The sequence below is a fragment of the Polaribacter sp. HA6-7 genome (assembly GCF_055693625.1).
In genome coordinates this window covers 1,640,859-1,662,635 of sequence record NZ_CM146338.1, presented here as the reverse complement: position 1 = coordinate 1,662,635, position 21,777 = coordinate 1,640,859, and the positions used below count along the sequence as shown (strand labels likewise).

Below are 21,777 nucleotides of genomic sequence, written 5' to 3'. Positions count from 1 at the left end.
AACTTACAAAATTAATGGAACTGTAAATGTTTATTTTAAAATTAACACACTAGGCGATATAGTTGATGTAACACTAGATGGAGATTTACCATTGAAACTTCAGAAGGAAGTCATTACATTTTTTGAATCGATAAAAGGATGGTCTCCAGCAATTGATAGAAATAGATTGGTTGAAGCAAGTATAGTCCAAAAGATAAATTTTAAATTATGACAAATAAAATAACAGAATTATTTAAAATAAAATATCCTATAGTTCAAGGCGGCATGATTTGGGTATCTGGTTATAAATTAGCTGCAGCAGTATCAAATGCAGGTGGATTAGGACTAATTGGTGCAGGTTCGATGTATCCGAAGTTCTAAGAGAACATATACAGAAATGTAAAAAAGCAACTTCAAAACCCTTTGGTGTTAATGTACCAATGTTATATCCTGATATTGAAAAAATAATAGAAATTATTGTTGAAGAAGGTGTTAAAATAGTTTTTACTTCTGCAGGTAACCCTAAAACTTATACTTCTTTTCTAAAGGAAAAAGGTATTACTGTTGTACATGTTGTTAGTTCTGTAAAGTTTGCATTAAAATCTGAGGTTGCAGGTGTTGATGCCGTAGTTTGTGAAGGTTTTGAAGCTGGTGGACATAATGGTCGAGAAGAAACTACAACTTTTACGTTAATACCAATGGTTAAAGAGCAATTGAAAATTCCGGTTATTGCAGCAGGAGGAATTGGAACGGGTAGAGGAATGCTTGCAGCAATGGTTTTAGGTGCAGATGCAGTGCAAATTGGTAGTAGATTTGCGGCTACAGAAGAATCTTCTGCACACTCTAATTTTAAGAAAACTATTATTGATGTTAAAGATGGTGATACACAATTAACATTAAAAGAATTGGCACCAGTTAGGTTGGTTAAAAATAATTTTTACAATCAAATACAAGAATTATATCAACAAAATCCAACTTTAGAAGAAATTAAAGATCTTTTAGGTAGAGCACGTGCAAAAAAAGGAATGTTTGAAGGTGATTTAGAAAATGGTGAATTAGAAATAGGGCAAGTAGCCGGATTAATACATAAAATTAAACCAGCTAAAGAAGTTTTAGATGAAATTGTAGCTGAATTTAATACTGTTAAAGCATTAATTGCCAGTATTTAAGTTATTTTCTAAAATAAAAGTAAATAAACTTGGTTATTTAATTTTATTGGCATTATCTTTGTAACTCAATAAACGTTGTTAGTAATTAAACAAGCAACATATTTAATATTATTATAATGAATAAAGGTACCGTAAAATTTTTCAATGAATCTAAAGGATTCGGATTCATCACTGAAGAAGGAACAAACAAAGAACATTTTGTACATGTGTCAGGTTTAGTTGACGAAATTCGTGAAAACGATGAAGTTGAGTTTGACTTACAAGATGGAAGAAAAGGATTAAACGCAGTAAACGTAAGAGTTATATAATTATATATTATTACTAGTTAAATTTTTATCTAAAAGCCTATCAATTATTGATAGGCTTTTTTTATTTTAGTCATTAAAAAATTAATATGAAAGATGGTAGACAAAGAAAAAATGTACAATTGGGTATTTTTGTAGAAATTGTACAAAAACATCATCAATCTTCCGGTGAATTAACAAAAGGTGTTGTACAGAAAATATTAACCAAATCTAAAAACCATCCTTACGGAATAAAAGTACAATTAGAATCTGGTTTGGTTGGTAGAGTAAAGAATATACTAGATTAAGTTTTTCTTCTATTTGTCTAAAACTTTAATTTCATAAAGCTTTCTACTTTTATTATTTAATTTGTTTTCTCTTAACCAAGGATTGTGAATTTTTAATTCTTTATAATTCATTCCGTAGTTTTTAGCAAAGTTAGTCAAGTTGGTAATTACAGTATCAACCTTAACTGTTCTTGTTTTTTCAAGTGTATAAAGATCAGAATCTTCGAAAACAAATCCATATTTCTTTGGATTCGAAATTATTTCTTTTAAAGCAATTATCCTAAATATGTAACGCTCTGTTTCATCAGGAAGTAAAGCATCGTAATAACTGCTTACTTGTTGCGTTTCTAATCTTTTAGAAACACCATAATTACCAGCGTTATACGCAGCAGCAGCTAACGTCCAAGAACCTAATTTGTTTTTAGATTTCTTTAAGTATTCGGCGGCAACTCTAGTAGATTTTTCAATATTATAACGTTCGTCTACGTTTTTATTAATTTCTAATCCGTATTCTTTACCTGTTGCTCTCATAAAATGCCACATACCCGCGGCACCAACAGAAGAAGTTTCATCTGTAAAACCACTTTCGGCTAAAGCTAAAAACTTAAAATCATCAGGTAAATTATATTTTTTTAATAATGGTTCTATTATTGGGAAATATTTATTGGCTCTCTTTATAAGCAATAATCCATTTGATTGCCAATAGGTATTTACAAGTAATTCGCGTTCCATTCTTTCTCTTACATCATTAATTTCTAAAGGAACTCTTTCTCCTGCAAGGTTTAATCCTTCAGGTAATTTAAGAGATTTAATTTTGTAAGTTCTATGTGTAAGTGTTTCCGGATCTGTATCAGATTTATGTACACCGTTAAAAAAACGATGGTTATAAGAGTTACACTTAGTAAAGAAAATATGCGTTGTAAAGATTTCATAATATCAATTTTACCATAAATGTATGGAAAACACTTTAGTTTAAAAGTTAAAACGTCATCAATAATCTTAGATATTTTTTTGCTTTGGTTAATATCATGATATGTGTTCCGCCTTTGATTTCAATAGCGTTTTTTACATTTTTAATAGGAAATACGGTGTCTTTAGTTCCGTGAATATGTACAATATCTTCTAAAGGACTAATTTGTTCCCATTTAAGAACATTGTAAATAGACCATTTAAGGTATTTCTTACTTCTAACAGAAAGATATTTCTTATATAAGTCTGCTTTTTTCTTTAAAGATTTACCAAGAAAATACCTTGCATAATCTTCAAAATTCTCTACAATTACTGTAGGAAAAAACTTGTAAACCTTTGTAAATTTTGCCAGTTTAAATTTTTTAGGCAATTCGCCTTGATTTTTAACACTAGAAATAATAATTACTTTCTTAGGATTTACAAATTTGGCAATTTCTTGTACCATAATTCCGCCGAAAGAAACACCAACTAAAACAGGATTTTTTTCTTTAATTTCATCACTTAACCTGCATGCATAATTATCTATATCTTCTTCTAAAGCCAGTGGTTTGATCCATTTTAAATAATGAAAAGTATACTTTTCTGGATCTAATTCTAAATTTTCAAAAATTTCTGGACCCGCAGCTAAACCGGGCATAAAATATATAGGGGTTTTATTCATTTAAATTATATGTATTTTGTCGACATTAGAGCATCAAAACAAATGCCAAATTTACTTTTTCTTAATGTTAATTTAATCTTAAAGATTTGTAAAATTTAATCTCACAGAACCATCTTCGTCTATTTCAGTTAAGACTACTTTATGAAGTGTATTTACCAATGCAGGATTCCATGGAGTTTTTACTTTTACGTAATTTTCTGTAAAACCATGTATATATCCTTCTTTATTTTCACTTTCGAACAAAACAGTTAAAGTATTACCTAATTGACTTTCGTAAAAAGCTCTACGTTTTTTTGCAGATAAACCTCTAAGCATTTTACTTCTTTTTGCTCTTACTTTTTTAGGAACTACGCCTTCAAATTCAACAGCTTCTGTATTAGGTCTTTCAGAATAGGTAAAAACATGTAAGTACGAAATATCCATTTCGTTTAAATAATTATATGTTTCTAAAAATAATTCGTCTGTTTCACCAGGAAAACCAACAATAACATCAACACCAATACAAGCATTTGGCATAACTTCTTTAATACGAGTAACCCTATTTGTATAAGTATTTGTTAAGTATCTACGTTTCATTTTATTTAATAAAACATCGCTACCAGATTGTAAAGGAATATGAAAATGAGGTACAAAAGAAGAAGATTTAGAAACAAAGTCTATAGTTTCATCTTTTAATAGATTTGGTTCTATAGATGAGATTCTTAAACGATGAATTCCATCTACTTTATCTAGTTCTTTAACAAGTTCTAAAAAGGTATGTTCGTGTTTTTTATTACCAAACTCACCTTTACCATAATCACCAATATTTACCCCAGTTAATACAATTTCTTTAATACCTTTAGAAGAAATTTCTTTGGCGTTAGAAATTACGTTTTCTAAAGTATCACTTCTAGAGATTCCTCTAGCTAGTGGTATTGTACAATATGTACACTTATAATCGCAACCATCTTGAACCTTTAAAAATGCTCTTGTTCTGTCTCCAATAGAATAAGAACCAACATAAAAATCGGCATCAGAAATTTCACACGAATGTACTTCACCAACATTGTTTTTAGTTAAATCATTTATGTAAGAAGTAACATTAAATTTTTCTGTTGCACCAAGAACTAAATCTACACCATCTACTGCAGCTAATTCTTCTGGTTTAAGTTGCGCGTAACAACCAACAGCTATTAAAAATGCATCATCATTTTTCTTTAAAGCATTTTTTACAATAGATTTAAAACGTTTATCTGCATTGTCTGTAACAGAGCATGTATTTATTACATATACATCTGCTTTCTCTTCAAACTCTACACGTTTAAAACCTTCATTAACAAAATTTCTAGCAATAGTAGATGTTTCAGAGAAGTTAAGTTTACAACCTAAAGTATAAAAAGCTACCTTTTTTTCTGCGACCATTTTTATGATTTTTGCAAATGCAAAAGTACGATTTTATTGATGATTTTTAAAATGGATCGATTACATATTAATAAATGGTTAAATAGTAAAATTATAAACTATTCATTAACTTGATATTACATTTTATTTTTTAACTTAATTAATCGTTTTTTAATCTCTAAATTATATTTTTGGAGTTTAAAAATATGTTATAATGATAATTGATAATTTGAAAACACCATATTATGCTGTAGTTTTTTCAACAATTTTAACCGATAATATAAAAGGTTATGAAGAAATGGCTGATAAAATGGAGCTGTTGGCAAAAAAACAACCTGGTTATTTAGGTATCGAATCTGCTAGAAAAAGTATTGGTATTACTATTTCTTATTGGAGTTCTTTAGAGGCTATAATTGCTTGGAAAAACAATGTAGAACATACAGAAGCTAGAGAATTAGGGAGAAAAAATGGTACAAGAAATATCGTTTACGTATTTGTAAAGTAGAAAGAGAATATGGTTTTGAGAGCTAATAACTTTTTCTTTTGATAATTTTTGTTGCTTTTGTTTGAATTCTATTTTTTAGTAAATAAGTTATTGAACCAAACAAAAATTTAAATTCTGTAGCTTTAAGCATTAAACGGCTAAACTTTAATAACCTACCAAATTCACTTTTTAAGTTTTTAGAGTAAGTTGATAAAAAATCTTCACTATAGTCATTGTTTTTTAGACTAGCCTCAATAGATTTTGCACAAATGATACCGAGACATCATTCCTGTACCAACACCTTCTTTGTAAAAAGGATTTGTTAAGCCAGCAGCATCACCAACCAACATAAATCTATTTCCGTATACTTTATTTTTACCAAAATTATAAGGAATACTCCATCCTCGCCACGAATCAATTTTAATAGCATTTTTAAATTTATACGCTACTTTAGGATGGTTTTTAATTATTGATTCTACTTGCTCCACTAAATTAATATTATGTTTTAATACCAATTTTGCATTTCCGCCTAAACTTATATTTACAGATCCATCAGAAAGAGGAAAAATATAGAAAAATAATGGAATTTTTTTATAAATGATCCTTATTTCAGCTTCGTTAGTTTTAGATAAGTTGGTAACATTTTTAAAATAACCGTTTACAAATGTAGATGTTAAGTTTTTTTGAAGTTTATTTCCGGCTAGTTTTCTACTTACAATAGAGTTAACACCATCTGCGCCAATAACAATTTTACTTAAAATTTCTTTACCGTCTTTTAGTTTGATGAGCACACCGTCTTTAAGTTCTGTTATATTTTTAACTCCATTACCAAAATCAAAAGAAGCATACTTATCAGAAATATTCTTAACTAAAAAGTCATCAAAATCGAATCTTTTAGCATAAGTTATTACCATGTTCCGATCTTTACTTTCTTTAAAGTTGATATCTACATTATTATTTACATGTAGTTTAATATTTTTACTATGTATAAATTTAGGGTGATTTAAAAATTTATCAAACAAACCTTCATCTATTAAGCGTAAAGCTTTGTAAGCATATAAAATCAATCCATCGCCACAAGTTTTATTTCTAGGAAAAGTAGATTTATCTATGATATAATGTGGTATTTTCATCTTTGATAAAGTCAAAGATGTGCTTGCACCCGATGGGCCAGCACCAATAATACAGACATCAGTTTTTATCATAGCTATTGGGTGAATCTCTTTTGTTAATTTTAGCTAATTTACTTAATCTTTCCAATTAATTTTTGATAGAATAGGGAAGTGGTCTGAGTTTTTGTTTTCTAAAGTTAAAAATTGATTAACTATAGCATCTTTATCGGTTAAAATAAAATCTATTCTTAACGGAAACCAATAAGAAAAAGACTTACCAAAACCTTTACCAGCTTCTATAAAAGCATCTTTTTTGTTATCTGATATTTGATGATATAACCAAGAGTAAGAAGTATTGTTAAAATCTCCGCTTATAATTTTTTTACCAGTCCATAATTTCTCATGCGCTAAAAAAATATTGGTTTGTTCTGCTTGTTTTTTAAATGAATTTGAAACTCGTTTTATTAATTTTTCTGAATTTTCTTCACCAAAATTTTCTTCGTTAGGCTTTATTCTTAGAGATTCGAAATGAACGTTATAAATTCTTATGGTGTCTTTATTCTTAAGTATATCTGCAAAAATTATATTATTTCCTTTACTATCTAAATCTAGCGAACCTGAATTTACAATTTTATATTTAGAATAAATTGCCAATCCATATTGACTCTTTTTTGATCTAAGTTTGATGTATTTATAAGGAAACGATAATTTATTTTTTTGATTTATAATATTCTTGAATAACTAAAATGTCTGGATTTTTATCAGAAATAAAATCAAAACCATTAGAAAAGTTGCTACTGTCTTTTGATTTTGTAAATAAATCGAAAGCTTTTACGTTATAACTCATCACTTTTAAATCGGAATTTAAAGATGAATTATTACTTGAAATTTTGTAAAAAGGAGGTGTGAAAAGCCATCCAACAATTAAAACTATTATTGATATTAAAAACTGACGTTTAAGTTTCAACAACCAATAAATAACAAAGACAAGATTTATAATTAGTAAAAAGGGTACAAATAAACTTAAAATAGCAAATACCGGAACAACACTTGGTGATATAAATGGCAACAAGTAAGAAAGTAACAGTAGTGTTGCAGCAAGAGAGTTCAATAAATAAAGAACTTTGTCTATAAAAGATAAGTTTTTCATATTATTTTTTCCCTTGTTTAAATAAAAACTCTTTTTCTTGTTTCGTTAACGTGTCGTAACCAGATTTACTAATTTTATCTAAAATTTGATCAACTTGTTCTTGGTTAAGACTATTGGTTTTTGGCTTCGTTTTTTTAGCTCTCTTAGAATTATAAACAGTTTTTAATCTCTTTTCTTTCTTTTTAAATAGCGAAGAAAATATTTCAGAAAAGTTGATTTTTTTATTACTTGCTTGTCTCACATACAAAAAGCCCAATAAACTTCCACCTAAATGAGAAAAACTACCACCCGCATTAGCACCAATTAACCCGATAAAGTCAAAAGCTAACCAAATTACTGCTAAGTGCCATAATTTTAAAAAGCCTAACAAAGGTATTTTTATTTGATAATTTGGCATGTAGGTAACAATACCTATAAATATTGCTGATACTCCGGCAGATGCACCAACCAATCTAGAAGATTCACCATCAAATAAAGGAAAATAATTTTGACTTAACATAAAAAATAATCCGCCAAATAAGGTTCCTAAAATATAAAATGTTAGCGCTTGTTTTTGAGTAAAATATTGAATAAAAAGATTGCCTATAAAATATAGCGTTATCATATTAAACAACAGGTGAATAAAATCTGCGTGCAAGAATCCGTAAGAAATAATAGACCAAGGTCTTGATATAAAGATGTTTAATTTGTCATCTAAAGAAAACCACTCGAAAACAAAATTCTGATTACTTTTATATAAACCAGAAAATACCTTAAGAATAAGTGTTACTAAAAAAACACCTACATTTATATAGATTAGTTTTTCTATAATATTACCAGATTTATACTTGTATTTTAAATTGTCTATAAAACTCATTATGAAATTTTAAATTGATTTTTTTCCAATAGTAGGCAATTATAAAACCTATTAAAGCACCACCAATGTGTGCAAAATGAGCAACACTACCAACAGAATAGTTGGTCATTCCGAAAAATAAATCTCCTAAAATCATTAACGGAATAAAGTATTTAGCAGCAATTGGAACCGGAAAGAATAATAAGGCCAATTTTGCATCTTTAAAATACAATCCAAAAGCAACTAAAACACCGTAAACAGCACCGAAGCACCAACTGCAGGCATGTGGTATAAAGAATAAATTTTATCAAACTGAGCTTGTGTTATCGCTGCGTTTACATTAAAACCAGCAGTAGAACCTTTTTCTAAAATAGAAATTACATCTACATTATTTAAACCAGCATTTATAAATAAATCATAAATTCCGTTAAATTGATAATAGTTTACAAGAGTATAAATTAAACCAGCGCCTAAACCAGCAGAAAAATAAAAGAATAAAAATTTCTTTTTGCCCCACATTTGCTCTAACGGTGTACCAAAAGCCCACAAACCGTACATATTAAATAAAATATGCGGAAAGCTTGCATGCATAAACATATGAGTTAAATATTGCCAAAATCCGAAATGACTATTTTTTGGGAAGTGCAATGCTAAAACATTAGTAAGATCTAATTTTAAAAACTGAGGAGCTATAAATAAAATAACATTTATTATAATTAGATGTTTAATTCCGTCTGTAATTTTATTCATAATTAACTATTAAATAAATTATCTATTTGGTTTAAAGTTAGTGTTTTAAAAGTAGCTTTTCCAAACGGAGAAATAGTAGGTTCTTTACAAGAAAATAAGTTGTTTACAAGACTTTCTTGTTCTTTTTCTGAAAGAAGAGTACCTGTTTTTATAGATAGAGTTTTGGCAAAAGATTTTGCCATTACATCAAAATGACTAAAACTAGCATCCGGTACTTCTAAATTCATATCATTTAACAATTCTTCTAAAATAATTGTTATTTTACTTTCTGTTACCGAAACCGGTATACCTTTAATTGTAACACTATCTTTTGTAAATTCATCAAAAGAAAAACCAGCATTTTCTAATTCTGATTTTATAGTATATATCATTTCTATTTCTGCTGATGAAAATGAAATTTTAACAGGAAATAGCAATTGCTGACTGTTTGCTTCTTTAACGGTAATACTTTCTAAAAATTGTTCGTATAACACTCTTTGATGTGCTAACGATTGATTGATTAAAACAACGCCAGATTTAATCAAACTCATTACATATTTACGCTGTATTTGAAAAGTCTTTTGAGTCTTTTCTTCTTCAACTTGTTCAAATAAGCTTTCTGTTTTATTAGTTTCTGTGCTCTCTATGTTAGTATATAAAGATTCCCAACTTTCTGTTTGTTTTTCTCTTTTGTAATTAAAGTTTGGCTGCGTATTTTGTTCTTCTTTAAAAGGATTAAAATCTGGATTAACCGATATAGTTGGTACCGCAGCGGTTTTAGTGCTAGATTTAAAATTGTAAGGTGTATCTAAATTTGCATCTCTATTAAAATCTAAAACAGGTGCTACATTGTATTGGCCTAAACTATGTTTAACAGTTGCTCTTAGCATAGCATAAAGCGCCTTCTCATTATCAAACTTAATTTCTGTCTTAGTAGGATGAATGTTAATATCTATTGTATTTGCAGGAACTTGTAAATACAAAAAATAGGAGGGATGCGAACCTTGTTCTAATAAACCGTCAAAAGCACTAACTACTGCATGGTTTAAATAAGAACTTTTAATAAATCTGTTATTTACAAAAAAGAATTGTTCGCCCCTTTTTCTTTTAGAAAATTCAGCTTTGCTACAAAACCTTCAATAGCAACAATATCTGTTTTTTCATCTATCGGAACTAATTTTTCATTCATTTTAGTACCAAAAACAGCTACTATTCTTTGTCTTAAATTTCCGCTTTTAAGATGATATACCTCATTGTTATTATGGTGTAACAAAAAAGAAATGCTAGAATGTGCCAAAGCAACTCGTTGAAACTCGTCTATAATATGACGCGTTTCTACAGTATCAGATTTTAAAAATTTCTTCTAGCAGGAATGTTATAAAATAGATTTTTAACAGCTAAACTTGTTCCTTCACCGGTAGAAATAAAATCTTGAGAAATTATTTTACTTCCTTCTATTTTAATGCAAGTACCTAATTCTTCTCCTTTAGGTTTTGTTTTTAATTCTACATGAGCAATAGCAGCAATAGAAGCCAAAGCTTCACCTCTAAAACCTTTGGTATTTAAATTAAATAAATCTTCTGCTTTCTGAATTTTTGAAGTTGCATGACGCTCAAAACTCATTCTTGCATCGGTAGTACTCATGCCTTTACCGTCATCAATTACTTGTATTAAAGTTTTTCCTGCATCTTTAATTAGTAATTTAATATTTGTTGCACCAGCGTCTATTGCATTTTCTAGTAATTCTTTAACTACAGATGCAGGACGTTGTACCACTTCTCCTGCAGCAATTTGATTTGCTACATGATCTGGTAAAAGTTGAATAATATCAGACATTAATTATTTATAAATATAGATAAGTCGAAGTCTATTATGTAAAGAAAGATTAAAACTAAAATAGAAATTATAATAATTAAAGTTCTATTTGTTTTCTTATCAGAATTTTTTAAATCTCCAATAGCATCATGAAACTTACCTTTAAGATTTTTATTTTTTCCGGCAGTTGTTCTGAACTGATCTAATTTGTGCTCTATTTTAAAAGGGTTTCCTTCTCCTTTATAATAGCGAGGTTGATAATCAAATTTTTTATTTGTTCTTTTTAGAAATCCCATAATTTTAGTAATAATTGATGAATAGATTTTAGAGTAAATCAATTTTAATACCAATTGAAAAAGGATTCCAAATTTAATTAAATTAAAGGAAACTTACTAAAAATGATGTTAAAACAATTCTTAAAAACCTATGCTTTCGCTTTTTCTGTCTATATTTTTTATAGCAGCCATTTTTATTGCAGCAACAGCACATTCTATACCTTTATTACCTAGTTTACCACCAGATCTATCGATAGATTGTTGCTTTGTATTGTCTGTTAATACACAAAAGATTACAGGCACATCGTATTTAATATTTAAGTCTACAATACCTTGTGTTACACCTTCACATACAAAATCGAAGTGTTTTGTTTCGCCTTGTATAACATTACCAATTGCAATAATTGCATCTACTTGTTCAGATTCAATCATTTTTTTACAACCGTAAACCAATTCGAAACTTCCAGGAACATCCCAAGAAATTATATTTTCTTTAGAAGTACCACAGTCTAAAAAAGTTTCTATTGCACCTTGTTGTAGGTTTTTTGTGATTTCGGATTCCATTCAGAAACAACAATCCCAAATCGAAAAGATTTCGCATTTGGGATTGTAGCTTTATCGTAATAAGATAAGTTTGTTGTTGCCATTTAAGTCAGTATTCAGTTAAGTATGCAGTATTTATAAAACTACTTACTGCAAATTGTTACTGTTATTACTTAGAACTATTGTTCAGAGTATTTTGCAGCATTAATAAATTTATCAACATTAAGACCTTGATCTGATGTTGGATAATTGTCTTTTATTTTTGTAAATAAAGAAGTTGCTTTATCAAACTCTTTTATTTCCATAGCAGTTATACCTGCTTTATATAAAAATAAAGGAGTTGTAAATTCGTTGTCTTTTTTATTTGCTGCTTTTTCGTAGTATTCTAAAGCTTGTTCTGGTTGGTTAATATCTGCAAAAGCATCACCAACTGCACCTAGAGTAATAGGACCTAACATTTCATCATCAGAATCAAATTTTTCTAAATGATTTATTGCTTTATCATACTGCTTCATTTCTAAATAAGAAACACCTGCATAGTAATTAGCTAAATTTCCAGCGTTTGTTCCGCTATAATTATCAGCGATGTCTAAGAAACCATATTTACCATCTGCACCTTCTAAACCTAAATTTAATAAAGAATCGATACCAGAACCAGCTGTAGAAGCCATGTCGTAGTATTTTCTAGGAAAAGCCAATTCGTTAGAAGCTTCTAATTCGTTTGGTTCAGAAATGTAATTATTATAACCTAGGTAAGCTAAAAATAAAACAACTACTGCAATTAAAGAGTAAAATAACGGCTTGCTATTTTTTTCTATCCATTGTTCAGATTTAGAAGCAGTTTCGTCTAAAGTGTTTAAAACTCCAGCTGTTTCAAATTCAGAATCATCAAATTGTTGTTGCTCTTTTTTACCTTCTGGTTTATATTTTTTCTTGTATGTAGCCATGCTTAGTTTAAAATTAGTGGCGACAAAAATAGTTTTTTTAATTGGATTTTAAAAGCACATATTTCGCAAAATTTTCAATAATTTGCAATTCTTTTTAAAGAACAAAACTTATTCATGTATTTACAAAAACTTTCTTTAGTTAATTTTAAAAATATCGAATCGCAATCTTTTGATTTTCAGCAAAAAATAAATTGTTTTGTTGGTAATAATGGTGTTGGTAAAACAAATGTTTTAGATGCTATTTATTATTTGTCTTTTGCAAAAAGTTACTTTAATTCTGTCGCAACACAGAATATTAGACACGGAGAATCTTTTTTTATGATCGAAGGCGATTACAATTTAAACGACAGAAATGAAAAGATTGTATGTAGTTTAAAAAAAGGTCAAAAGAAGGTTTTAAAGAGAAATGGTAAAAATTACGACAAGTTTTCTGATCATATTGGGCAATTACCTTTAGTAATAATTTCACCTGCTGATAGAGATTTAGTAACAGAAGGTAGTGATACAAGAAGAAAATTTATAGATGGTGTTATTTCGCAGCAAAATAAAAGATATTTAAAAGACCTAATTGCATATAATAAAATACTGAGTCAAAGAAACGCCTTGTTAAAGTATTTTGCCGCTAATAGAACTTTTGATGCATTAAATTTAAATGTATATGATGAGCAATTATGTGAATACGGTTCAAGAATTTATGAGGTTAGAAAAGCTTTTTTAGAAAAATTTATTCCTATTTTTAATGAGAAATATCAAATAATTTCTGATGATAAAGAACATGTAAACTTGGTTTATAAAAGTCAGTTACACGATTTTTCTTTAAAAGAATTATTTCAGAAATCTTTAGATAAAGATAAAATAATACAGTATACTACATCTGGTATACATAAAGACGATTTAAGTTTCGAGATAGGAAATTATTCTATTAAAAAATTTGGCTCACAAGGGCAACAAAAGTCCTATTTAATCGCTTTAAAATTTGCGCAGTTCGAGTTTATAAAGCAACAAGCTAGCTTAACACCTATTTTATTGCTAGATGATATTTTTGATAAATTAGATGAAAGTAGAGTGTTGCAAATTATCAATTTAGTAAATAATGATGAATTTGGACAAATTTTTATAACAGATACACATTCTGAAAGAACAGAAAACATCGTAAAACAAAGTAATAAACCTTATCAAATATTTAAATTATAATGTCTAAAAGAGAAAATGATTCTTTTTCTATTGAAGATTTAATGCAACTTTTTATCAAAGAAAACAATTTGACAAAAGGAATGCAAAAGATTAAAATTGAAGAATCTTGGACCAAAATGATGGGGCCAGGAGTTGCAAATCATACAACATCTGTTAAATTACAAAATAAAACGCTTGTTGTACAATTGACTTCTTCTGTTTTGAGAGAAGAGTTGAGTTATGGTAAAGATAAAATTGCTAAAATGTTAAATGAAGAGATTGGTGAAGATGTAATCTCTAAAGTAATGTTGGTATAAAAAAACTCGTAACAATTAAGTTACGAGTTTTCTAAATATATTTTTAGACTAAGAATTTCTAAAAATTCTTATTAAAATTGCTCTCTTCCGGAAAAGTGAAAGTTTCCTTCAATTTCTGCGTTTTCATCAGAATCAGAACCATGTACAGCATTTTCTCCCATAGAAGTTGCATATAATTTTCTAATTGTACCTTCTGCAGCATCTGCTGGGTTTGTTGCACCAATTAAAGTTCTAAAGTCTTCTACTGCATTTTCTTTTTCTAAAATTGCAGCTACAATTGGTCCGCGAGTCATAAATTCTACTAACTCACCAAAAAACGGACGCTCGTTATGCACAGCATAAAAAGTTTCTGCGTCTGCTTTAGTCATTTGAGTTTTCTTTAAAGCTACTATTCTAAAGCCTGCAGCGTTAATTTTGTCTAAGATAGCACCAGTGTGACCGTTTTCTACAGCATCTGGTTTAAGCATTGTAAATGTTCTATTTGTTGCCATTGTAATTTTTAAATTTTTGCAAAAGTACACTTTTTAATATTAATAGCAAGTTATGGATAGATTTGATAAAGTTCTTGTAACAATTTATTGTTTTTACCACGCATTTCCATTGTAATTTTATGAGTGTCAAAATCAAATTTTAACAAACCATAACTTATTTCTGATACAACATTAAGAACTCTATTTTTATTTTCTTCACCACTAAAATTTTTGTAAGAATGTGTTAATCCACTAGAAGTAAAATCGATTAAAGGATAGTTTAAATCTTTTACTTCTGTTTTAGAAAACTCAGAAATGTGTCTGTCGCCGAAAAGTAATAAAACACCCTTTGCTTTACTATCTTTTATTGTTTGCTTTAATTTGTCTACTTCATGCGGAAAATTACCCCAAGTTTCGTAACCATGTTCTTGAGATAATACTTGTATACTGCTAACAATAATATTGAATTCTGCATTAGAGTTTTTTAGTTCTTTGGTTAACCATTCCCATTGTTGATCGCCTAAAACTGTGCCTTTGCCATATGTATTTGGCTTGTATCTTTTTTTAGTATCGTTGTCGTCTGTTAAGGCAGTTCTAAAATATCGTGTATCTAAAGTAAATACTTTTATTGCACCTTTTGCTGTCTTAAAAGTTTCAGTATGATAAATTCCTTTTCGATTTCTGCGAGAATCATTAGTATCTACATTAAAAAAATCTAAAAAAGCTTTTTGAGCTTCTATTTTATTTGGCGATTCTACACCACTATCATTAACTCCGTAATCATGATCATCCCAAGTAGCCATAACGGGAATATTTTTAACTAAATCTAAATACCCTTTTTGATTTTTTTGAGTTGCATAATCTTCTTTAAGCTTTGCTAAATTATGAGTGTCTGCATAAATATTATCTCCGCCCCAAATCCATAAATTAGGTTTGTTTTTTTTAATTTCTTTCCAAAGTACATTTTCTACATATTGTTTGTTACAAGATCCAAAAGCAATTGTAAAATCGTTTGTTTCATTTTCGATGATTGTGCCAGTTGATGTACATGAAAAAATAAATAAAGCACAGATAAAATAATAATATTTAATAATTAATTTCACTTTAAATAGGTTTGAGTTTTAAACAAATGTAAATTAATTTTTATTTTGAACAATGTTATTAAATTGTATATTCGCCACATATGATTTTAAAAGGATTTGAAGAGTTAAAAACGTTTTTATCAGAACCAAGAAATATTGTAATTATTGGTCATAGAAACCCGAGACGGAGACGCAATGGGTTCTACTTTAGGCTTATTACATTATTTAGAAAAAAAGGTCATAAACCAACAGTTGTTGTACCAAATGAGTATCCGGATTTTTTACATTGGCTACCTGGTTCTAAAAACACGTATCGTTTCGATTGGCAAAACTCTCAATCTAAAAAAGCTATAGAAGCATCAGAAATTATATTTTTATTAGATTTTAATGCTTTACACAGAGTTGGTAACGACATGCAGAATACATTAGAAAAGTATCCTAATGATTTTGCAATGATAGATCATCATCAGCAACCAGACGATGTAAAATATATGTATTCTGATGTTACAATTTGTTCTACATGTCAAATGGTGTATCAATTTATAGAAATGAACAATGATTTAGATTTAATTGATAAAGATATTGCTACTTGTTTGTATACTGGTATCATGACAGATACAGGTTCTTTTAGATTTAGATCTACAACAAGTACTACTCACAGAATTATTGCAAATCTTATTGACAAAGGAGCCAAAAACGATAAAATACATAACAACGTTTACGATTCTAATTCTTACGGAAGATTATTATTATTAGGACAAGCACTAACAAATTTACAAATATTACCAGAATTTAAAACCGCCTTTATTACGTTAACCGAAGACGAAAAGAAAAAATTTGATTTTCAGAAAGGAGACACAGAAGGTGTTGTAAATTATGCTTTGTCTTTAAAAGGAATAATTTTTGCAGCAATTTTTATTGAAGATAAAGAGCAAAATATTATTAAAATTTCGTTTAGATCTAAAGGCAAATTCTCTGTAAACAAATTTGCTAGAAATCATTTTGATGGTGGCGGACATGATAATGCAGCAGGAGGAAGGTTTTCGGTTCTATAGAAGAAATTATAGAAGAATTTAAAGCGCTATTACCAAAATATAAAACTGAATTAAAAACCTCTTATGAAGACTAATTTCTATTTTATTATTTTCTTACTATTGATTTTAGGTTGTTCTAAACCACAACCAAGAAGACCTATTAATCCGAAGGCAAGCACAACTATCTTTCAAGATAATATAGAAACGGCTAAAAAAATGGCGAAATATGAAGATGAAAAGATTTTAGATTTTATTAGAAAAGATTCTCTTAAGGTTTATCAAAATTCATCAAACGGATTTTGGTACACATATAAAAATAAAAATTTAACAGATACCATTTCACCAAAAACAGGTGATGTTGTAGAGATAGAATACGATATTAGAGATTTGAACGACTCAATAATTTATTCTAAAGAAGAATTAGGTGTAAAAACTTACCGAGTAGATAAAGAAGATTTTATTTCGGAATTCAAAAAGGAATAAAGTTGATGAAAATAGGAGAAACAATTACATTTGTTATTCCGTCTTATAATGCTTTTGGTATTACTGGAGATGGCAACAAAATAGAAATGAACAAAACAATTAAAAGTAACGTAAAATTAATAAACATTAAATAATTTATAAAAATGAAAATTGTAAAAAATTTAGCAGCAGTAGCAATTACAGTATCTATGTTTTCTTGTGGTAACCAAGTAAAAGAAGTTAGTTCTTTAGAAACAGAATTAGACTCTGTTAGTTATGCAGTTGGTTTAAGTATGTCCGGTCAATTAAAATCTAATTTTAGTGAAGTAGATAAAGATTTATTAGCACAAGGTATTAGAAATGGTTTAGACTCTACAAATTTATTAATTGAGAATAAAGATATTCAAAAAGTCTTAAGTTCATACTTTCAGAAGAAGCAAGAAGCTCAAATGAAAGAAATGCAAGCAAAAGCAGAAAAAGAAGCAATGGCTAAGTTTGGAGAAAACAAAAAAGCAGGAGAAGAATTTTTAGCAGAAAATAAAAATAAGGAAGGTGTAAAAACTACAGAAAGTGGTATTCAATACATCGTTTTAAAAGAAGGTAAAGGAGAAAAACCAGCAGGACCAAACTCTAGAGTAAAAGTTCATTATCATGGTACTAACTTAGATGGTAAAGTTTTTGATAGTTCTGTAGATAGAGGTACACCAGCAGAATTTGGTTTAAATCAAGTAATTAAAGGATGGACAGAAGGTGTGCAGTTAATGAAAGAAGGAGCAAAGTATAAATTCTTTATTCCACAAGAATTAGCATATGGTGTGCAGCAAAGAGGAGAAAATATCAAGCCTTTTTCTACATTAATTTTCGAAATCGAATTATTAGAAGTTTTAAAATAATAGAATGAAAAATTTTTTCATAGTTTCTTTATTATTGATTGTTCTAACATCTTGTAATACTCAAAAGTATAAAGATTTAGACAACGGTTTGTATGCAGAAATAGAAACCAATAAAGGAAATATTTTATTAGAATTACATGCAGAAAATGTACCCAAAACTGTAGCGAATTTTGTTGCTTTAGTTGAGGGTACAAATAGCAGATTAGCCGATTCTTTAAAAGGTAAAAACTTTTATGAAGGTATAATTTTTCATAGAGTTGTGCCTAATTTTGTAATTCAAGGTGGCGGATTTACACCAGATGGTAGAAAAAGTGCAGGATATCTTTTTGGTGACGAATTTCCGAGAGATCAAAATGGAGATGTTTTGTATAAGCACGACGATCAAGGTGTGCTTTCTATGGCTAATGGAGGTCCAACAACAAATAATAGTCAATTTTTTATAACACATAGACCAATTCCGCATTTAGATGGTAAACACAGTGTTTTTGGAAAAACTGTTGTGAACCCTTTTGAATTAAAAAAACTTCAACAAAAACATTCTGATTCTTTACAATTAGTAAAAGCAATAGATTCTACAAGAATGTTAGTAGTTAATAGTATAGTTCAAAACGATACTATAAAAACTATAAATATTATCAGAATAGGTGATTTTGCAGAGAATTTTAATGCTGCAGAAGTTTTTGATAGAGAAGTTGAAAATTTTAATAAATCTCAAAAAGAAAAACTAGAACAAGAAAAAATTCTAGAAGAAAAGAGATATGCTAAATATTTAAAAGCTAAAAAAGAATTTTTAATTGAAAAGGAAGAATCTGAAGCAACTAAAACAGGTACAGGTTTACGTATATTAAAACTAAAAGAAACGAACGGTAAAAAGGTAAACCCTAATAAATCTGTTACAGTAAATTATACTCTTTACATTGCAGATGGTACAAGAATGCAATCTTCTAGTGATGTTGGTAATCCTATAGTTTTTGATTTAAATGATGAAGCTAGACCTATGATAAGTGGATTGAAAGAAGGTATTTTGACTATGAGACAAGGTGAAAAAGCAAGGTTCTTTATACCATATACTATTGGTTTTGGTGATATAAAATTTGGGCCTTTTCCTGCAAAATCTGATTTGGTTTTTGAGGTTGAAGTTCTAAAAATTGGTAAGTAAGTTTTATGAATATTATTCAAAAAGACAAAGAATTACTAATTTTTCTAAATAATTTAGGAAATGAATATTGGGATCCGTTTTGGTTGACTGTAACAGATCAACGAAACTGGATTCCTTTATTTCTTTTAATTATGTTTTTGGTAATTAAAAAATTTGGTTGGAAAAAAGGAGGATTCGTTTTATTGGCGATGATTATTTTAGTAGCATTTTCAGATCAATTTACCAATCTAATTAAAAATTCTGTACAACGAATAAGACCTAATAACGATATAACTATAAAATATCAGCTTAGAACATTAATAAGTCCGCAAAGCTTTAGTTTTATGTCTGGTCATGCAACAACATCTACTTTCTTTACTGTATTTGTTATTTTATTGCTAAAAGATGCGTACAAACATGTGTACTTTTTGTTATTATTTCCAATGATATTTGCTTATAGTAGATTGTATTTGGGTATTCATTATCCAATAGACATTTTAGTAGGAATTCTAATCGGAATCACTTTTGCAAAAATTTATTTTTACTTATTTAATAAGTTAGATAAAAAGATTTTTAGTTAGTCTTTTTTATTATTAAAATATAAGTATTTAGTAGCGTTATAATAAGCACTAAGTAAACTGTCTAATTCTCTAGTTTTTCTTGGTAAATTATCTTTTAAATCTGTTAGTGATTTTTCTTTTAAATTATACAAACCATTAGATTTTGTAATGGTCGTTTTATAGTAATACAAACTGTCTTCAATTATTCCTACAGCAGGTTCTCCTTTTATACCAAGGTATACAAAAGAGTTACTATTTGTGTAGGTGCTATCTAAAAGGTTATTTCCTAAAGTATAGTTTGTGTGTTCTATTTTAGCTAAACTAATTAAAGTAGGAAATAAGTCAATTAATTTACCATTCTTTTTAATAACTCTCGGCTTTACATATTTAGGCGCGTGAATTAAAAAAGGTACATGTTGCGATTGAATATTTAAATCATATTCTTTAGAATACAAATCTGTTTTTGTCATAGCAGTATTATGATCACCAAAAAATGCAAAAATTGTATTATCATAATAACCAGATTCTTTAGCTCTTTTTAGAAATCTACCCACATTAAAATCTAGATATCTAAGAGCATTTAATTGATCTACAGATTTAAATCCGCTTTTTTCTAATTGATTTTTAGAAATATCATTCTCTTTTAAAGGTTTATAACTCTCCTTAGCATCAGGTACTGTAAAAGGCATATGATTTGTTGCTGTTTGTATATAAGCTACAAAGGGTTTGCCTTTTTTAGATATTTTTTCTAACTCTTTATTAGCTTCTTTAAACAATTCATAATCATCAATTCCCCAAACATCTGCTCTGTTTTCAGTTTCATAGCTTCCTTCTTCAAAAATTTTTAAACCTTTAATATTCGATTGAAAAATACTTCTAATGTTTGCCCAATTTGCACTTCCGCCTAAAAAATATAATTTTTCATAATCTGTAAACTGATCAAAAAGAATTCTTTGGTCTTGTAAAAGAGGGTTTCTAGAAGCTGTTCTAATATTTTCGACATCTCGGTAAACCTGTTACACTTGCAAAGACACTAGCAGCTGTTCCGATTTATGTACATAAAAATTAGGAAAACTGATGCTTTTTTGAAGTAAAGAATCTAAAATAGGTGTGCTTTTTATTGGGTTACCATAATAGCTCATTGGTTTAACACCAACGGATTCTAACATAACAATAATTACATTTGGTTTCTCTTTAAAAGTCGTTTCAAAATTTACTTTTCTAGAAAATGATATTGAATCTTTTGGTAATTTTAAGTGCTTAGAAATTACAGGGTAATATTTGTTGAATTCTTTCATATTTACGCCTTCACTTCTGTAGGCAAAACTGTCAAAAAAATATAAAACAGGATTTAAAGTAAATTGATTTACTGCATTATTTTTAGAAAAAAGCTTGACTCCATCGAAGCGGATAGTGAGTAAAACTATTATAAATTCCGAAAGAAAGAATTAAAAATGTTACAATAAAATAAAGTGATTTAATTTTGTTAGTAATAAGAGTTTTTTGAGTTGTAAATGAGTTGTAAATAAATTTAGAAAACCAAAAGACAGCAACACAAAGTAATAATAGCCCAATTAAACCTTTATAAATAGGGTAGCTTTCTATTAAAACCTTACTAGAAATTTTTAAATTGCTTAAAAAGCGTAAAGAAGATGCGTCTAGCCTAATGTTTAAATAGTCATAATACCCAAAATCGAATAAAAAGAATAGCGTTAAAATTACATAACCAATTAAGAAATAAATATTTGCAATAATTTTGAATATTTTTTTACTAAAAAAATTATAGTTGGTTATTAATACTAAAATAGCTATCGGAAAAATTGTAATTACAGCTAATTTTAAATCGAAACGTGCTCCTAAAAAGAAACCCTTTCTTACTTCACTAATTGCAATATTATCTAACTCGGAAAATAAAAAGTAAAATAAAATTCTAAAGAAAAATATATAAGCAAACAGAAAAATAAGATGAGTGAAAATATACTTAATATAGTTTGGTATTCTTTTGAACATTATATTTTTTTAACTGCAA

22 protein-coding genes and 7 pseudogenes are annotated in these 21,777 nt (G+C 28.3%); 13 read left to right on the top strand and 16 right to left on the bottom strand.

What is annotated here, in order from left to right; translation table 11 throughout:
- The first annotated feature begins 10 nt into the window (after window positions 1–10).
- From ACZ1HD_RS09230 to ACZ1HD_RS09215, 4 genes and pseudogenes are all read left to right on the top strand, one after another.
- Window positions 11–211, top strand: coding sequence for an energy transducer TonB (locus ACZ1HD_RS09230; protein WP_472689319.1), 201 nt, complete (start codon window positions 11–13; stop codon window positions 209–211).
- Window positions 208–1,148 (top strand): annotated as a pseudogene (locus tag ACZ1HD_RS09225) (NAD(P)H-dependent flavin oxidoreductase). The gene ACZ1HD_RS09230 and the pseudogene ACZ1HD_RS09225 overlap by 4 nt, the downstream one beginning before the upstream one ends.
- A 116-nt stretch (window positions 1,149–1,264) precedes the next feature.
- On the top strand, window positions 1,265–1,456 hold the full coding sequence (locus ACZ1HD_RS09220; RefSeq protein WP_077809452.1) for a cold-shock protein: 192 nt from the start codon (window positions 1,265–1,267) through the stop codon (window positions 1,454–1,456).
- Window positions 1,457–1,542: 86 nt separating this feature from the next.
- Window positions 1,543–1,740 carry a YwbE family protein gene (locus tag ACZ1HD_RS09215; protein ID WP_340933642.1) on the top strand — a complete coding sequence of 66 codons (198 nt, stop codon included), beginning with the start codon at window positions 1,543–1,545 and terminating at the stop codon, window positions 1,738–1,740.
- Window positions 1,741–1,749: 9 nt separating this feature from the next.
- On the opposite strand, the pseudogene ACZ1HD_RS09210 reads toward ACZ1HD_RS09215, so the two are convergent.
- The 3 genes and pseudogenes from ACZ1HD_RS09210 to mtaB all read right to left on the bottom strand — a co-directional run bounded on the left by ACZ1HD_RS09210 (window position 1,750) and on the right by mtaB (window position 4,750).
- Window positions 1,750–2,651: pseudogene (locus ACZ1HD_RS09210) on the bottom strand (lytic transglycosylase domain-containing protein).
- A gap of 47 nt (window positions 2,652–2,698) precedes the next feature.
- Window positions 2,699–3,325 (bottom strand): alpha/beta hydrolase, encoded by a 627-nt coding sequence (locus ACZ1HD_RS09205; protein WP_472687268.1) that lies wholly within the window; start codon window positions 3,323–3,325, stop codon window positions 2,699–2,701.
- 102 nt (window positions 3,326–3,427) lie between these two features.
- Window positions 3,428–4,750, bottom strand: coding sequence for a tRNA (N(6)-L-threonylcarbamoyladenosine(37)-C(2))-methylthiotransferase MtaB (gene mtaB / locus ACZ1HD_RS09200; protein WP_340933649.1), 1,323 nt, complete (start codon window positions 4,748–4,750; stop codon window positions 3,428–3,430).
- A 193-nt stretch (window positions 4,751–4,943) separates the two neighbouring features.
- On the opposite strand from mtaB, the gene ACZ1HD_RS09195 reads away from it, so the two are divergent.
- The gene (locus ACZ1HD_RS09195; RefSeq protein ID WP_472687267.1) at window positions 4,944–5,234 is read left to right on the top strand and encodes an antibiotic biosynthesis monooxygenase family protein; all 291 of its coding nucleotides are present in this window, start codon (window positions 4,944–4,946) and stop codon (window positions 5,232–5,234) included.
- Between the two features lie 230 nt (window positions 5,235–5,464).
- Here ACZ1HD_RS09195 and ACZ1HD_RS09190 read toward each other — a convergent pair whose 3' ends face one another.
- The 9 genes and pseudogenes from ACZ1HD_RS09190 to ACZ1HD_RS09150 form a co-directional block, all read right to left on the bottom strand.
- Window positions 5,465–6,418: an FAD-dependent monooxygenase gene (locus ACZ1HD_RS09190; RefSeq protein ID WP_472687266.1), complete on the bottom strand. Its 954-nt coding sequence runs from the start codon at window positions 6,416–6,418 to the stop codon at window positions 5,465–5,467.
- Between the two features lie 42 nt (window positions 6,419–6,460).
- Window positions 6,461–6,979, bottom strand: coding sequence for an endonuclease/exonuclease/phosphatase family protein (locus tag ACZ1HD_RS09185; protein WP_472687265.1), 519 nt, complete (start codon window positions 6,977–6,979; stop codon window positions 6,461–6,463).
- Between the two features lie 55 nt (window positions 6,980–7,034).
- On the bottom strand, window positions 7,035–7,475 hold the full coding sequence (locus ACZ1HD_RS09180) for a hypothetical protein (RefSeq protein ID WP_472687264.1): 441 nt from the start codon (window positions 7,473–7,475) through the stop codon (window positions 7,035–7,037).
- A 1-nt stretch (window position 7,476) separates the two neighbouring features.
- A complete protein-coding gene (locus ACZ1HD_RS09175) occupies window positions 7,477–8,331 on the bottom strand; it encodes a rhomboid family intramembrane serine protease (protein WP_472687263.1) in 855 nt (284 codons plus the stop codon).
- Window positions 8,297–9,060: pseudogene (locus ACZ1HD_RS09170) on the bottom strand (rhomboid family intramembrane serine protease). Before ACZ1HD_RS09170 ends, ACZ1HD_RS09175 begins: the two are co-directional and overlap by 35 nt.
- 2 nt (window positions 9,061–9,062) lie before the next feature.
- Window positions 9,063–10,875: pseudogene (mutL, locus tag ACZ1HD_RS09165) on the bottom strand (DNA mismatch repair endonuclease MutL).
- Window positions 10,875–11,150 carry a riboflavin synthase subunit beta gene (locus ACZ1HD_RS09160; protein ID WP_077809441.1) on the bottom strand — a complete coding sequence of 92 codons (276 nt, stop codon included), beginning with the start codon at window positions 11,148–11,150 and terminating at the stop codon, window positions 10,875–10,877. Before ACZ1HD_RS09160 ends, mutL begins: the two are co-directional and overlap by 1 nt.
- Before the next feature lie 120 nt (window positions 11,151–11,270).
- A pseudogene (gene ribH, locus ACZ1HD_RS09155) lies at window positions 11,271–11,776 on the bottom strand (6,7-dimethyl-8-ribityllumazine synthase).
- A gap of 75 nt (window positions 11,777–11,851) precedes the next feature.
- A complete protein-coding gene (locus tag ACZ1HD_RS09150) occupies window positions 11,852–12,619 on the bottom strand; it encodes a tetratricopeptide repeat protein (RefSeq protein WP_472687262.1) in 768 nt (255 codons plus the stop codon).
- A 114-nt stretch (window positions 12,620–12,733) separates the two neighbouring features.
- Here ACZ1HD_RS09150 and recF point away from each other — a divergent pair, with 114 nt between their 5' ends.
- A complete protein-coding gene (gene recF / locus ACZ1HD_RS09145) occupies window positions 12,734–13,813 on the top strand; it encodes a DNA replication/repair protein RecF (protein ID WP_472687261.1) in 1,080 nt (359 codons plus the stop codon).
- On the top strand, window positions 13,813–14,109 hold the full coding sequence (locus ACZ1HD_RS09140; RefSeq protein WP_077809437.1) for a DciA family protein: 297 nt from the start codon (window positions 13,813–13,815) through the stop codon (window positions 14,107–14,109). Before recF ends, ACZ1HD_RS09140 begins: the two co-directional genes overlap by 1 nt.
- A 71-nt stretch (window positions 14,110–14,180) precedes the next feature.
- Here the strand turns inward: ACZ1HD_RS09140 and ACZ1HD_RS09135 are convergent, their stop codons facing one another.
- Together ACZ1HD_RS09135 and ACZ1HD_RS09130 are read right to left on the bottom strand one after the other, a co-directional pair.
- Window positions 14,181–14,600 (bottom strand): nucleoside-diphosphate kinase, encoded by a 420-nt coding sequence (locus ACZ1HD_RS09135; protein ID WP_077809436.1) that lies wholly within the window; start codon window positions 14,598–14,600, stop codon window positions 14,181–14,183.
- Between the two features lie 50 nt (window positions 14,601–14,650).
- Entirely contained in the window at window positions 14,651–15,682 is a 1,032-nt protein-coding gene (locus ACZ1HD_RS09130) for an alkaline phosphatase D family protein (RefSeq protein ID WP_472687260.1), read from the bottom strand.
- Between the two features lie 80 nt (window positions 15,683–15,762).
- Here ACZ1HD_RS09130 and ACZ1HD_RS09125 point away from each other — a divergent pair.
- The 6 genes and pseudogenes from ACZ1HD_RS09125 (at window position 15,763) to ACZ1HD_RS09100 (ending at window position 19,769) form a co-directional block, all read left to right on the top strand.
- Window positions 15,763–16,790: pseudogene (locus tag ACZ1HD_RS09125) on the top strand (DHH family phosphoesterase).
- Complete coding sequence (locus tag ACZ1HD_RS09120) at window positions 16,780–17,178, top strand: FKBP-type peptidyl-prolyl cis-trans isomerase (RefSeq protein ID WP_472687259.1); 399 nt, start codon at window positions 16,780–16,782, stop codon at window positions 17,176–17,178. The pseudogene ACZ1HD_RS09125 and the gene ACZ1HD_RS09120 overlap by 11 nt, the downstream one beginning before the upstream one ends.
- Window positions 17,179–17,183: 5 nt before the next feature.
- The gene (locus ACZ1HD_RS09115; protein WP_472687258.1) at window positions 17,184–17,312 is read left to right on the top strand and encodes a hypothetical protein; all 129 of its coding nucleotides are present in this window, start codon (window positions 17,184–17,186) and stop codon (window positions 17,310–17,312) included.
- A gap of 9 nt (window positions 17,313–17,321) precedes the next feature.
- The gene (locus ACZ1HD_RS09110) at window positions 17,322–18,050 is read left to right on the top strand and encodes an FKBP-type peptidyl-prolyl cis-trans isomerase (protein ID WP_079736698.1); all 729 of its coding nucleotides are present in this window, start codon (window positions 17,322–17,324) and stop codon (window positions 18,048–18,050) included.
- A gap of 4 nt (window positions 18,051–18,054) precedes the next feature.
- Window positions 18,055–19,209 (top strand): peptidylprolyl isomerase, encoded by a 1,155-nt coding sequence (locus ACZ1HD_RS09105; RefSeq protein ID WP_472687257.1) that lies wholly within the window; start codon window positions 18,055–18,057, stop codon window positions 19,207–19,209.
- Between the two features lie 5 nt (window positions 19,210–19,214).
- A complete protein-coding gene (locus tag ACZ1HD_RS09100; RefSeq protein WP_375240376.1) occupies window positions 19,215–19,769 on the top strand; it encodes a phosphatase PAP2 family protein in 555 nt (184 codons plus the stop codon).
- On the opposite strand, the pseudogene ACZ1HD_RS09095 reads toward ACZ1HD_RS09100, so the two are convergent.
- Window positions 19,766–20,890: pseudogene (locus ACZ1HD_RS09095) on the bottom strand (LTA synthase family protein). The gene ACZ1HD_RS09100 and the pseudogene ACZ1HD_RS09095 overlap by 4 nt on opposite strands.
- A 238-nt stretch (window positions 20,891–21,128) precedes the next feature.
- Window positions 21,129–21,758 carry a hypothetical protein gene (locus tag ACZ1HD_RS09090; protein ID WP_472687256.1) on the bottom strand — a complete coding sequence of 210 codons (630 nt, stop codon included), beginning with the start codon at window positions 21,756–21,758 and terminating at the stop codon, window positions 21,129–21,131.
- Window positions 21,759–21,777 lie beyond the last annotated feature (19 nt).

Bases quoted from the DNA above. Each gene is read 5' to 3' on its own strand.
- ACZ1HD_RS09220 (WP_077809452.1), top strand. From the start codon at position 1,265: ATGAATAAAGGTACCGTAAAATTTTTCAATGAATCTAAAGGATTCGGA.
- ACZ1HD_RS09215 (WP_340933642.1), top strand. From the start codon at position 1,543: ATGAAAGATGGTAGACAAAGAAAAAATGTACAATTGGGTATTTTTGTA.
- ACZ1HD_RS09205 (WP_472687268.1), bottom strand. From the start codon at position 3,325: ATGCCCGGTTTAGCTGCGGGTCCAGAAATTTTTGAAAATTTAGAATTA.
- mtaB (WP_340933649.1), bottom strand. From the start codon at position 4,750: ATGGTCGCAGAAAAAAAGGTAGCTTTTTATACTTTAGGTTGTAAACTT.
- ACZ1HD_RS09195 (WP_472687267.1), top strand. From the start codon at position 4,944: ATGATAATTGATAATTTGAAAACACCATATTATGCTGTAGTTTTTTCA.
- ACZ1HD_RS09190 (WP_472687266.1), bottom strand. From the start codon at position 6,418: ATGATAAAAACTGATGTCTGTATTATTGGTGCTGGCCCATCGGGTGCA.
- ACZ1HD_RS09180 (WP_472687264.1), bottom strand. From the start codon at position 7,475: ATGAAAAACTTATCTTTTATAGACAAAGTTCTTTATTTATTGAACTCT.
- ACZ1HD_RS09175 (WP_472687263.1), bottom strand. From the start codon at position 8,331: ATGAGTTTTATAGACAATTTAAAATACAAGTATAAATCTGGTAATATT.
- ACZ1HD_RS09160 (WP_077809441.1), bottom strand. From the start codon at position 11,150: ATGGGATTTCTAAAAAGAACAAATAAAAAATTTGATTATCAACCTCGC.
- ACZ1HD_RS09150 (WP_472687262.1), bottom strand. From the start codon at position 12,619: ATGGCTACATACAAGAAAAAATATAAACCAGAAGGTAAAAAAGAGCAA.
- recF (WP_472687261.1), top strand. From the start codon at position 12,734: ATGTATTTACAAAAACTTTCTTTAGTTAATTTTAAAAATATCGAATCG.
- ACZ1HD_RS09140 (WP_077809437.1), top strand. From the start codon at position 13,813: ATGTCTAAAAGAGAAAATGATTCTTTTTCTATTGAAGATTTAATGCAA.
- ACZ1HD_RS09135 (WP_077809436.1), bottom strand. From the start codon at position 14,600: ATGGCAACAAATAGAACATTTACAATGCTTAAACCAGATGCTGTAGAA.
- ACZ1HD_RS09120 (WP_472687259.1), top strand. From the start codon at position 16,780: ATGAAGACTAATTTCTATTTTATTATTTTCTTACTATTGATTTTAGGT.
- ACZ1HD_RS09115 (WP_472687258.1), top strand. From the start codon at position 17,184: ATGAAAATAGGAGAAACAATTACATTTGTTATTCCGTCTTATAATGCT.
- ACZ1HD_RS09110 (WP_079736698.1), top strand. From the start codon at position 17,322: ATGAAAATTGTAAAAAATTTAGCAGCAGTAGCAATTACAGTATCTATG.
- ACZ1HD_RS09105 (WP_472687257.1), top strand. From the start codon at position 18,055: ATGAAAAATTTTTTCATAGTTTCTTTATTATTGATTGTTCTAACATCT.
- ACZ1HD_RS09100 (WP_375240376.1), top strand. From the start codon at position 19,215: ATGAATATTATTCAAAAAGACAAAGAATTACTAATTTTTCTAAATAAT.
- ACZ1HD_RS09090 (WP_472687256.1), bottom strand. From the start codon at position 21,758: ATGTTCAAAAGAATACCAAACTATATTAAGTATATTTTCACTCATCTT.